This is a genomic window from Sulfitobacter sp. LC.270.F.C4 (assembly GCF_032922545.1).
GTDB classification, from domain to species: Bacteria; Pseudomonadota; Alphaproteobacteria; order Rhodobacterales; family Rhodobacteraceae; genus Sulfitobacter; species Sulfitobacter profundi.
The window spans coordinates 3,316,203-3,327,869 of sequence record NZ_CP136692.1; the positions used below are offsets into that span (position 1 = coordinate 3,316,203).

The following is an 11,667-nucleotide window of genomic DNA, read 5'->3' on the forward strand; positions in this document are numbered from 1 at the left end:
CGCCCCGCGCGCAATGTGCGATCCGCGTCCCGGGGCAACCGCCCTGCGCCGGTGGCGCACTTAAGGCTGCTCACCCTCTTTACGGCTCAGCCCATCCACCGCGATCCCGGCGGTAAAACCATGCACCAAGGTCGACACGAGGATCGCAAACCCCACCATCGCCCAAAGCGGCTCCTCGTCCAGAAACTCCACCTTCCCCGCCGCATAGGCAAGGTAGTAGATCGACCCGATCCCCCGGATCCCATAAAGCGCCACAACCCAGCGGGGGCGCGTCTCGAGCGACGTTCCCAAAAGGGATAGCCACCCCGCCAAGGGGCGCACGACAAAGATCAGCGCCAGCACGATCACCGCGCCGGCGAGGGTCAGATCAGCCAGCAAGGTGGGCAGCACCGCGCCGATGGCCACCAGCAGCAGCGCTGTCAGCGCGTGTTCAACGGCGGCGGTAAAGTCATGCAAACGGCGGTGGAATTCGTGGTCCGCCTCAACCCGCCGGATTACCAAACCGGCCACCGCCACGGCGATAAAACCATAGCCCTCGACCAATTCCGTGGTGCCGTAGCATAAAAGCACCCCCGCCAAGGCCACCACGCCCGAGGAGGTCTCGGCCAGAACCGCCTTGCGCGGCACGACGAACAACACCTGCCCCAAGGCCCAACCGCCTGCCGCGCCCATGGCAGTGCCGACAGCAATGCGCCAAAAGACATCGCGTGCCAGCCACTCTATGCCCCAAGACGCCGGGGCCAAACCCTCGGCCGCGACCAGAATCCCGAGGTAGACGAAGGGAAAGGCCAAACCATCGTTCAGCGCCGCCTCTGTGGTCAGGGCAAAACGCACCGGATGTTCGCCCCCTTCCTGCGGCGGGCCAACCTGCACGTCAGCGGCCAAAACCGGATCGGTGGGTGCCATCACCGCGCCCAGCAAAATCGCCCCGGCTGCGGTCATCCCGGCAAAGGCCCAGCCCATCACCGCGACCGACAGGATCGTCAGCGGCATGGTCAGCGCCAACAACCGCGCCGTTGGCCCCCAGCGGGACCAATCAGAAAGCCTGTCGATCCGCAGCCCCGTCGCGAAGAGCGCGACGATCACGCAAAGCTCCGACACGATTTCCCATGGAAAGGGGGTGGCGCGCGGGTCGGGAAAACTCGGCATCCCGGGAACAAGGGCAAAAACGCCCATGCCTAAAAGTATCAAAAGCCCCGAGGCGGCAGGCTCTCGCCGACTGAAAAAGCGGGGCAGCCAATGGGCAAGGATCACCACGGCCCCAACGGCCCCCAAAGCGAAATGATAGCCGTTCAGGGCGAAAAAACTGCCGTCGCTCACTGCACATTCCCGTTTTATGGTCAGGGGCTTGGCCCCGCATCAGCACCAAAGGTATCTTGGCGCCTCTGCATTGCCAGTGATGCCTGCCGGAAATCCCACCCTGCGGGAGCAAAAGGTAAAGGCGCGCCCGTGGGGGACGCGCCTTTCAAAGCGATCATATCACGCAAGCAACGCGCTTAGCTGCCCATCGTCTCGACATAAGAGGTGTCGATCAGCGTCTCTAGCGTGATGTCGGCATCGACCAGCCCTTCGGACTGGAACCACTCCAACTGGTCACGCACCGAAGCCACGTTCAGCTTGGCACCTTCGTTCAACCGCATGGTGCCGTTGATGATCGACGGCGCCGCCTTGTCGCGCGGGCGGTCGGTGTAGACATATTTATGGATCAGATCGACCATCTCATCGACGCCCGCATCGCCGCTGTCCTTGGCGATCATCGCGGCGTTATAATCGGCGACACCTTTGGAATAGCCCGCAAGGAAATTCTTAGTCATTTCCTGTTCGTCACTGGCGTTCTTGGTCGAGGTAAAGACTGTCGTCACCTGATAATCCGGCAGATAGGTCGCCACATCGCCGATGATATGAACGGCACCCGATCCCGCCAGCGGCTTGGCAATATGCGGCACGATCGACCACGCATCGATCTGGCCCGACTTCAGCGCACCGATCACCGCGCCGACTTTTTGCAGCGGCTTGAACTTGAGGCTGATCCCCTCAGCCTCGGCCATTTTGGCGCCCATGTAGTGAAAGGACGATCCCGCCTGCGTCATGCCAAAGCTTTTGCCATCCAGCATGCTGGGTTCGGTGATGCCCGCCTGATAGGCCGCATCAGAAACGAGGAACTTCTGCCCGTCGATGCCCGGCTCTTCTTGCAGGCCGCCGCCGATCACCTTGACCGCGCCCTTTTGCGCCAGCGACACCAAGCCGCCCGAGATCGCGGTGATCGCATAGTCCACATCGCCGCTGGCAATCGCCACGGCCATCGGCTGCGCGGCCTCGAAAAAGCGCAGTTCAACGTCCAGACCGGCCTCTTTGAAATAGTCCCGCTCAAAGCCGACAAAGCTGCCCGCGTGACTGGTGAAACGCAGCGCGCCCACGGTGATCTTGCGGTTCTGCGCCAGTGCCGGTGCCGCCAGCCCCACGGCGGTTGCAGCGCCCAAAGTTGCGATGGCCTGACGGCGGTTGAACAGGGTCATAATCTCACTCCTCCAATTTTGCCGCAGCATGGTCGGCGGCCAGGCCGAAAGTCAAGCGAGAGCGCCCGCAGCAGCCACAACCAGGACTGGCATATCTACTCAATGCGTGGCATCGATTTGCCATGAAGCTCTTTTCATCCAAGACCCGCCCCATGCACCTCGGCCCCTTCCCGTTGGAGCGGCTGCGCCGGTTGCATGCCCCGCATGACCAACTGCCGAACACGCCCATCCCGGTGTTGCGGTTTGAGCGATCCGAGACGCCGCAGAGCATCTGCAACGCCATGGCGCCCTTCCAAGCGATGATGGACGTGTTGCGCGACGGGCCGGTCAACACGGCAGGCGCGGTGATCCCCGAAAGCCCGGCGGAACGGGCCAATCACCTAAAATCATTTGGTTATTACAACGACGCTTCGATGATGGGCGTCTGCTCCCTGCCGCAGAAGGCGCATCTTGCCACGCCTCGGCGCAGCGAAGGCACCGAGCAACTGGCCGAATTTCTTCGCAGCCGCCAGACCAAGACGCTCGCCGCTGGGGTGGATGTCATCATGGCGAACCTGCGCGATGCAGTTGATGCGCCCGAAACCTCAATCGACGCTCACAGCCACGCGCTGGTGGTCCTCACCGCCCACCCCCGCGACCCACGCGAAGATGAGCCGGGCAGCGATTGGATCATGGACGCCCAAGCCGAGCGCGCTTGCCTGCGCGGCACCGAAAACGCTACCGTGCTGGCCGAATACATCCGCCAGTTGGGGTTCGCGGCAAAGGTGCATTCAGGCACCACCTCTGATGTGAACCTCGGCCAATTGGCCGTGGCGGCGGGGCTAGCGGTTTGGGAAGACGGCACGCTTCAAGCGCCGTGGATCGGCTCGCGCTTCGGGCTGGCCGTGGTGACGACCGACATGGAACTTGCGCCCGATTTGCCGCTTTGCCCGTTCTCCGAGCAGCCTTGGTCCCTGCTGAAAGGCCCGCATTGGCAGTTGGGCACCCATGGCGGCGTCAGCGCCCGCGATGTCGATCCTTACGCGCGGCGCGACTATGCCGCAGGGCCGCATCCATTTGAGACGCTGAAACGGGTGGATGAGCCGACCACCTACATCGACGCGCCGAACGTGCCGCGCGTGCCGAAACGCGGGGATCTTTTCGCGCGCGGGCAGTTCGGCGACATGGGGCCAAAGGTGCAGAACGCCATGAAAGGCGGGCACCATGTAGTCAAATCCGCTCCCTCCGCCGCGCAGCGCCGGCTGCTGGGCGCGCTGATCTTGCTGCAAGATGGCCCGGTGAACGACGCCGCGCCCGCTATGGCGGACAGCGCCCGCAATGCCGCGAACCTTAAAGCGGCAAGCTACTTTCTGGGGGCCGATGCTGCGGGCCTCTCTGCCTGCCCCGATTGGACATGGTACAGCCACGACGCCACCGGCACCCCGATCACCCCGCCGCATGACCAAGCGCTGAGCCTTATCATCGACCAAGGCTTCGACACGATGGAGGGGTCTTCGGGCGACGACTGGATCGCCGTGTCGCAATCCATGCGGGCCTATCTGCGGTTCTCGATGCTGGGCGGCGTGATGGCCCAGCACCTGCGCAACTTGGGCCACGCGGCCAAAGCGCATACGGTGATGGATGGCGATGTGCTGCAACCGCCGCTGCTGTTGCTGGCGGGACTGGGCGAAGTGTCGCGGATTGGTGAAGTCATCCTGAACCCGTTCCTCGGCCCGCGCCTGAAATCCGGCGTGGTCACGACCACCCTGCCCGTTGACCACGACAAGCCCATCGACTTCGGCCTGCAAAAGTTCTGCGAAGCCTGCAACAAATGCGCTCGCGAATGCCCCTCGGGGGCGATCACCGCCGGGCCGAAGAAGATGTTCAACGGCTATGAAATCTGGAAATCCGACAGCCAAAAATGCGCCACCTACCGGATCACCAACCAAGGCGGCGCAATGTGCGGGCGCTGCATGAAGACCTGCCCGTGGAACCTTGAGGGGCTCTTCGCCGAGGCCCCCTTCCGCTGGGCCGCCTCCAACATCCCCGCCGCCGCACCGCTGCTGGCCAAGCTGGACGACATGGTCGGCAAGGGCCGCCTGAACCCGGTGAAAAAGTGGTGGTGGGACATCGAGCGCAAGCCCTCGGGCCAGTTCGACACGCCTGCCCAGCCGGTGAACGCCCGTGATCTGCAACCCGATCTTGACCTCAAATTCGAGGATCAAACCCTCGCCGTCTACCCCGCTCCGCTGGCGCCGCATCCTTGGCCCTACCCCGATCCGATGAACCGCGAGGCCGGGATTGCCGCCCATGCGGCCCTGCTGAGCGCCGATGAGCACCGCCGCAAAACCGCAGCGGGCGAAACCGACCATTTGCACCTTTACAAGGTCGGCAGCGACACCCCGGTGCTCGACCTGCGCATCACCGACGTCACCCGCCTGAACCCGACTACAGCGCTTTACGACATCGCCCACCCCGAAGGCCACGACCTGCCCGCATGGTCCGCTGGCGCGCATCTTGATCTGGTCGTCGCGCCGGAATTCCTGCGCCCCTATTCGCTGCTGGGCGACCCGTCCGACCGCAAACGCTACCGCATCGCGGTGCTGCGCGAAGACGCGGGCCGGGGCGGATCAGCCCTGCTCCACCGGGTTTTCACCAAGGGGCGACGCATCTTTGTCGGCAAGCCGGTGAACCATTTTGAACTGGTCGAGGACGCGCCGCATAGCCTGTTCATGGGCGGCGGCATCGGCATCACGCCGATGATCGCTTTTGCGCACCGGCTGCACGCCCTTGGGCGACCCTTTGACCTGCACTACTCGGCCTCAGACCGGGAAGCGGCGGCCTTTGCCGAGGAACTGGCGCAGGCCCCTTGGGCCGACCGTGTACACCTGCATATCTCATCTGAAAGCACCCGCGCCGACCTGCCCGCCATCATGGAACGCAGCGCGCCGGGCACCCATGTCTACACCTGCGGCGCGGATGCCTACATGCAGTCGGTCATGGCCGCCGCCGAGGCCGCGGGCATCCCCGAAGACGCGCGGCATCTGGAATATTTCTCAACCCCCGAGGTGCCAGATTACGTCAATCACCCCTTCACGCTGAAACTCACCTCAGGCCGCGAGATCGCCGTCTCTGCCGAGGAAACAGCCGCCGACGCGCTGATCGCGGCGGGGGTGCCGGTGGATTTGAAATGCAGCGATGGCATCTGCGGCGTCTGCAAATGCGGCCTGCGCGGCGGCGAAGTCGAACACCGCGACTTTGTTCTCTCGGCCAAGCAGCGCGAAGGCGCGATCATCCTCTGCCAGTCACGCGCGGCAGAGGCAGGCGGCGTGCTGGAACTCGACCTCTAACCCCTTTCGCAAAAAGCGCGCAGCCGTTAAGAGAAGCCAACCTCTGCAACAAAGGGCTGCCCCCATGACATTCGACCGTTCGATCAAGATCGCCCCCTCCATCCTCGCCGCCGATTTCGCCAACTTCGGTGCCGAATGCGAAGCCATTGAGGCCCAAGGCGCGGACTGGGTGCATGTGGATGTGATGGACGGGCATTTCGTGCCCAACATCACCTTGGGCCCCGCCACCTGCGCGGCGATCCGGCCCCACATCAAGGGCGTGATGGACGTGCATCTGATGATCGCCCCGGTCGATCCCTATATCGAAGCCTTCGCCAAGGCGGGCGCCGATGTGATCACCGCCCATGTCGAGGCCACCCCCCATATCCACCGCACGCTTCAGGCGATCCGCGGCGCGGGCGCGAAAGCGGGTGTGGCACTAAACCCCGGCACGCCAGCCAGCGCGGTGGCCGAACTGCTCGACATGGTCGACCTCATCTGCGTGATGACCGTGAACCCCGGCTTCGGTGGCCAGAAGTTCATCGACATGACAGCCAAAATCCGCGACCTGCGCGCGATGATCGGTGACCGGCCCGTGCATATCGAGATCGACGGCGGCGTCGATCCCAAGACCGCGCCGCTGGTGGCGCAGGCCGGGGCCGATGTGCTGGTGGCGGGCTCCGCCGTCTTCAAAGGCGGCTCGGTCAGCGCCCCCGCCCCCTACGGCGAGAACATCCGCGCGATCCGCGCCGCCGCCGAAGGCACCTACGTCTGATCTGGCCGGGCGCGGTTCAATTCGCGCCTAGCCCTCCAGCCGGTCGGCAAAGGCCGTCAGCAGCCGGTGTTTCAGGATCTTGCCTGTGGGTGCGGCGGGCAGGTCCGTGGCCACGATGATCTGCGCGGGCCGCTTGTAGCCGGTCAGCCGCTCTTTGACGAAACTGCGCAACTCCTCTGCCGTCACCTCGTCGCCGGGGGCGACCTGCACGAAGGCCAGCACCTCTTCGTCGCCTTCGCGCCGCCGTCCGACCACGGCCGATTGCACCACGCGCGGGTGATCGTTCAACGCGGCTTCGACCTCGGGCGGATAAACGTTGAAACCGCCGTGAATGATTAATTCCTTGCTGCGCCCGAGAATGTGCAACCGCCCATCCTCATCGAGCTTGCCCAGATCGCCGGTGTGCAACCAGCCCTCGGCGTCGATGGCTTTGTCGGTCTCGGTCGGGTTGCGGTAGTAGCCTTTCATCACATGCGGTCCGCGCACCAGCACTTCGCCTTCGCCCGCGCCATTGCCGCCGGGGGCTTGGTCGTCGATCTTGCATTCGGTGCCCGGCGTGACCGGTCCGACCGAAGTATCGGGCGAGCCAAGCGCGTTGGTGGTGGCCGAGGCGCCCGAGCATGTCTCGGTCATGCCAAAGCCGTTTTGCAGCGGCAGTTCATAAAACGCCTCGGCTTTGCGTTTCCACGCCGGATCAAGCGGTGCACCGCCCGATGAAACATAGCGCAGCTTGGGGCTTTCGAGTTTGGGCATCCCGCGCTCGCGCGAGTACTGCATCACCAGCGCGTGCATCTGCGGCACAGCGGGAAGGATCGTGACATCCTCGTGGGTTGCGGCATGCAGCTTCGCCGCCGAGAAACGGCTCTCCTGCCGGACCTTCGCGCCAGAACTCACCGCGGCCATCAAGACAGACACCAAACCGAAAACATGGGTCATCGGCAGCACGCCGTAAACCACATCACCCGGCACCATCTGTCGCAGGTCCGCCGAGGCACGCGCGCCAAAGCGCAGGTTCTGATGGGTCAGCATCACCCCCTTGGGGTCACCCGTGGTGCCGGTGGTATAAAGCAGCACCGCCACATCATGCAGATCGGCATCCGGGCTGCTGGGCAGCGGTGTGGCAAGGTGCAGGCTGCCGAAAGCGCCCGAGACCTCACGGGCGTTCAGCCGCGCCGCATGGGCCGCCGCTTCGGGCGAGACATCGCAGGTCAGCAGCACCGCCGCCGGGGTGGCGTGATCGATGATGCGGGTGACTTCGGCTTCGGTCTGGCGGGCATTGACGGGGATCGCCACCGCGTCCAACTCCCAGCAAGCATAGAGCGAAGCAACCGCTGCAACACAGTTTTCCACCATCAAAAGCACGCGGTCGCCCGCCTGCACACCCGCACCGCGCAGCTCAGCGGCCAAAGCCACCCGCGCGCGGTCCAGATCGGCGTAGTTCCAAGCGGCACCGCTGGCGTCACTCAGCGCGGGCGCCTCTGGACGGGTCGCCAATTGCTCAGCTAGAAAATCCTGTACCCTGGCGTTCATGGGTGTCTCCTCCTGCCTATTCGCGACCCCCTCCTCCGGCGGCCGCTGCCCGGCTAAAACCGGGGCTTTCGTTTTTCCAAAAAGGCCGCGATCCCTTCGGCGGCCTCATCCCCGCCAGCCGCGTGGGCCATGGCGTTGCGTTCGGCATCAAGCTGATCGGCCTCTTCGGCCTCATAGGCCTGCGCCACCAACTGCCGGATCGCGCCTTGGGCGGCACGCGGCCCGGCGGCGAGCGTATCGGCCAGCATCAGCGCCTCGTCCAAGGCTTTGCCTTTGGCGCAGATACGGTTGACCGCGCCGAGTTCGGCAAAGCGCATCGCCATGACGGGACGGCCCAGAAGGCACATCTCCATCGACAAGGGCCGCGGCAAAAGCCGCGCCAAAGAAGCCGTCAGACCGGCATCCGGCACCAACCCGGCCTTCACATAGGCGGCAGTGAACTGCGCCTCTTCGCAGGCCACGATCATGTCGCAGGCCAGCGCCAGCGACAGCCCCGCCCCGGCAGCGCCACCTTCGATGGCGGCGATAACAGGCACCGGACAAGCACGCATGGCGCGGACCAGATCATGCAGCCCATCCACCCGCTCGCGGCGCTCGGCCTCGGTCAATTTGCGCCGTTCGATCAGCACGTTAAGGTCTCCCCCCGCGCAGAAAAAGCGCCCTTCGGAGGTGAGGATCACCGCGCGGATGCGCGGGTCTTCGGCCATGCGCATCGCCTCTGCAATCGCTTCATAAAGCTCTGGCGTCAGCGCCCCGCGTTTCTCGGCGTTGCCGTTCCAGACGATCAACCGATCGCCGCGGTCTTCGATCCGCGCACTCATGTTTTTGCCCTTTTGAAAACGCCCGTCGCACGCGACAGCAGCTTGCCCTCGGCATCATGCAACTGGGCCTCGGCATAGAGGATTTTATACCCCCCGCCCGTGACGCGGCCTGTGGCAACGACTTGGCCCTCGCGCACCGCCAAGATGTAATCGGTGGTCAGCGACAGGGTCAGCATCGGCACGAAGGGCCCGCTCATCGCGCAGTGCCGCGCACAGGCAAAGCCCGTGGCCACATCCAAGAGCAACGTATGCAACCCCCCGTGCAGCACACCTGAGACGTTCAGGTGCTGCGGGCCGAGGTCGAGTGTCACGCGGGTGCTGCCATCGGGGTTCGACAGGTCGGGTTGAAACCCGATCAGCTGTTGAACCCCGCTGGTCGGTGCCTCATGCGGCGGATAGTGCAATGAACCGCTCCAGATGATGATCAACGTCGCCAAAGCGGTGGTCCGCCATGGTGATGCGTTTGGCGATATGGGCCAGCTCGTATTCTTGGGTCATGGCAATGCCGCCGTGCATCTGGATCGTGTCTTCTGACACCAAACGCCCGACACGGCCCATCAGGTTCTTAGCAGCAGACACATGACGCTCGCGGCTGGCGCGGTCGTCGGCCAGATGGCCTGCGGCGTTAATGACGGCAGAGCGGGCCTGTTCGAGGTCAATCAGCAGGTCCGACATGCGGTGGGCCAAGGCTTGGAAGCTGCCGATGGGGCGGCCGAACTGCTTGCGCGTGCCGAGGTATTCCCGGGTCAGCGTGCAGGCGGTTTCCATCGCGCCCAGCGTTTCCGCGCAGAGCGCAGTTGTCGCCACGGCCACACGGGCCTCGATGGCGTCAAACGCTTTGCCCGCCTCACCCAAACGGGCGCTTTCGGGCAGGGTCACATCATCCAGTGTAACTTCGGCGGCGCGGCCACCGGCCAGCAGGGCATAGCCCGTGACGGTGAGCCCTTTGGTGTCGGCAGGTACGAGGAACAGCGAAATGCCTGCCTGATCGCCAGCCTCTCCGCTTTCGCGGGCAGAGATGACGAGCATGTCGGCAGCCTCGGCATTGGCGACGACGGCTTTGCGACCGTTCAACACGATGTCACCGCCGTTTTGCGACGCGGTGGTGGAGACGCGCTCAAGGTCATAGCGGCTGGTCGGCTCGCCATGGGCAAAGGCCAGTTGCAACGTGCCGCCGATCAGTGCCTCAATATGCTCCTGCTGCGCTTCACTGCCCAGATCGGCAATCAAGCCGCCAGCCAGCACGGCGCTGTCGAGCAGTGGCTCGACCACACCGGCGCGGCCCAGTTCTTCGAACACCACTGCGATGTCGAAACCCGCGCCGCCAAAGCCGCCCTGCTCTTCGGTGAAAAGCGCGCCGATGACGCCCAATTCGGCCAAGCCGTTCCAGATATCAGCAGAGAAGCCTGCTTCGCTTTCCAGAATGCCATTGCGCGTGGCGGTGTCGTATTTATCCCGCAGGAAACGGCGCAGGCTGTCTTGCAGCATCTGGCGTTCTTCGGTCAGGTCGAAATTCATTTTGCACCTCCCAGCGTTGTCTTGGCGATGATCTGCCGCTGGATTTCGTTAGAACCGCCAAAGATCGACAGCTTACGGTTGTTGAAATACTGCGCGGCCACCGGGCCGGCCTCATTCGGATCGGGCAGCGCATCGTTGCTGCCTGCCACCGCTTCCGAGGCGAAGGGCATCGCATAGACGCCAGCCGCACGGCGCGCCAGATCGTTGATTTCCTGCCGGATGATCGTGCCTTTGACCTTGAGCATCGAGGACTCCACCCCCGGTGCCTGCCCTGCGGCGGCCTTGGAGATGATGCGCAAGTTGGTCGTGGCCATCGCCATCAGATCAATCTCTGCCTGCGCCACGCGGGCAGCAAAATGCGGGTTTTCGATCAGCGGACGGCCCCCGGCCATTTCGGATTTGGCGATGCGTTTGACCGCCGACAGACCCGCTTGGCTAAAGCCGACACCCGCGATGTTGGTGCGCTCATGGGTCAGCAGGTACTTGGCGTAGGTCCAGCCCTTGTTCTCTTCGCCGACGAGGTTCTCGGCGGGCACTTTGACATTGTCAAAGAATACCTCGTTCACCTCGGCGCCGCCATCCAGCAGGATGATCGGGCGCACGGTGATGCCCGGCGTCTCCATGTCGATCAGCAGGAAAGAGATGCCCTCTTGCTGCTTCACGTCCTTGTCGGTCCGCACGAGGCAGAAGATCATGTTGGCGTGTTGGCCCAGCGTCGTCCAAGTCTTTTGGCCGTTGACGATGTAATGGTCGCCGTCCTTGACCGCCGTGGTTTTGAGCGAGGCGAGGTCCGACCCAGCGCCCGGCTCAGAGTAGCCCTGACACCACCAGTCTTCGCCCGACAGGATGCGCGGCAGCCAGTAGTCCTGCTGCTCTTTCGAGCCGAACTTTTGCAGCACGGGGGCCAGCATCGACAGGCCAAAGGGCACGATGCGCGGCGCGTGATGGGCAGCGGCCTCTTCCTCGAAAATATGGCGCTGCACGGCGTTCCACGCGGCCCCGCCGAATTCCTTGGGCCAGTTGGTGGCCAGCCAGCCTTGATCGTTCAGGATGGCGTGCCAGCGTTCGTGATCATCCTTCGAAAGCTCCTGCCCACGGCGCACCTTTTCGGAAAGCTCGCTTGGCAGTTTCTCGGTGAGGAATTGGCGCACCTCCTCGCGGAAGGCGCGTTCTTCGTCGGTATAGCTCAGGTCCATGTC

The 11,667-nt window shown here is 64.1% G+C and carries 9 protein-coding genes; 2 read left to right on the plus strand and 7 right to left on the minus strand.

Annotation, left to right across the window (positions count from 1 at the left end; all coding sequences use genetic code 11):
* Nucleotides 1-60 precede the first annotated feature (60 nt).
* A complete protein-coding gene (locus tag R1T45_RS19990; RefSeq protein ID WP_317390063.1) occupies nucleotides 61-1,320 on the minus strand; it encodes a cation:proton antiporter in 1,260 nt (419 codons plus the stop codon).
* A 176-nt stretch (nucleotides 1,321-1,496) separates the two neighbouring features.
* Nucleotides 1,497-2,516, minus strand: coding sequence for an ABC transporter substrate-binding protein (locus tag R1T45_RS19995; RefSeq protein WP_317390064.1), 1,020 nt, complete (start codon nucleotides 2,514-2,516; stop codon nucleotides 1,497-1,499).
* Nucleotides 2,517-2,638: 122 nt separating this feature from the next.
* Here R1T45_RS19995 and R1T45_RS20000 point away from each other — a divergent pair, with 122 nt between their 5' ends.
* Both R1T45_RS20000 and rpe read left to right on the plus strand, forming a co-directional pair.
* On the plus strand, nucleotides 2,639-5,845 hold the full coding sequence (locus R1T45_RS20000) for a 4Fe-4S double cluster binding domain-containing protein (protein WP_317390065.1): 3,207 nt from the start codon (nucleotides 2,639-2,641) through the stop codon (nucleotides 5,843-5,845).
* A 64-nt stretch (nucleotides 5,846-5,909) separates the two neighbouring features.
* Nucleotides 5,910-6,599 (plus strand): ribulose-phosphate 3-epimerase, encoded by a 690-nt coding sequence (gene rpe, locus R1T45_RS20005; RefSeq protein ID WP_317390066.1) that lies wholly within the window; start codon nucleotides 5,910-5,912, stop codon nucleotides 6,597-6,599.
* A 27-nt stretch (nucleotides 6,600-6,626) separates the two neighbouring features.
* On the opposite strand, the gene R1T45_RS20010 is transcribed toward rpe, so the two are convergent.
* The 5 genes from R1T45_RS20010 to R1T45_RS20030 are packed head-to-tail and all read right to left on the minus strand — an operon-like array spanning nucleotide 6,627 to nucleotide 11,664.
* Nucleotides 6,627-8,129: a class I adenylate-forming enzyme family protein gene (locus R1T45_RS20010; protein ID WP_317390067.1), complete on the minus strand. Its 1,503-nt coding sequence runs from the start codon at nucleotides 8,127-8,129 to the stop codon at nucleotides 6,627-6,629.
* Between the two features lie 53 nt (nucleotides 8,130-8,182).
* The gene (locus R1T45_RS20015; protein ID WP_132444635.1) at nucleotides 8,183-8,950 is read right to left on the minus strand and encodes an oxepin-CoA hydrolase, alternative type; all 768 of its coding nucleotides are present in this window, start codon (nucleotides 8,948-8,950) and stop codon (nucleotides 8,183-8,185) included.
* Nucleotides 8,947-9,354 (minus strand): PaaI family thioesterase, encoded by a 408-nt coding sequence (locus tag R1T45_RS20020; protein WP_120350233.1) that lies wholly within the window; start codon nucleotides 9,352-9,354, stop codon nucleotides 8,947-8,949. The genes R1T45_RS20015 and R1T45_RS20020 overlap by 4 nt, the downstream gene beginning before the upstream one ends.
* The gene (locus R1T45_RS20025; protein ID WP_317390068.1) at nucleotides 9,335-10,468 is read right to left on the minus strand and encodes an acyl-CoA dehydrogenase; all 1,134 of its coding nucleotides are present in this window, start codon (nucleotides 10,466-10,468) and stop codon (nucleotides 9,335-9,337) included. Before R1T45_RS20025 ends, R1T45_RS20020 begins: the two co-directional genes overlap by 20 nt.
* Complete coding sequence (locus R1T45_RS20030) at nucleotides 10,465-11,664, minus strand: acyl-CoA dehydrogenase family protein (protein ID WP_067935480.1); 1,200 nt, start codon at nucleotides 11,662-11,664, stop codon at nucleotides 10,465-10,467. The genes R1T45_RS20025 and R1T45_RS20030 overlap by 4 nt, the downstream gene beginning before the upstream one ends.
* Nucleotides 11,665-11,667: the final 3 nt, after the last annotated feature.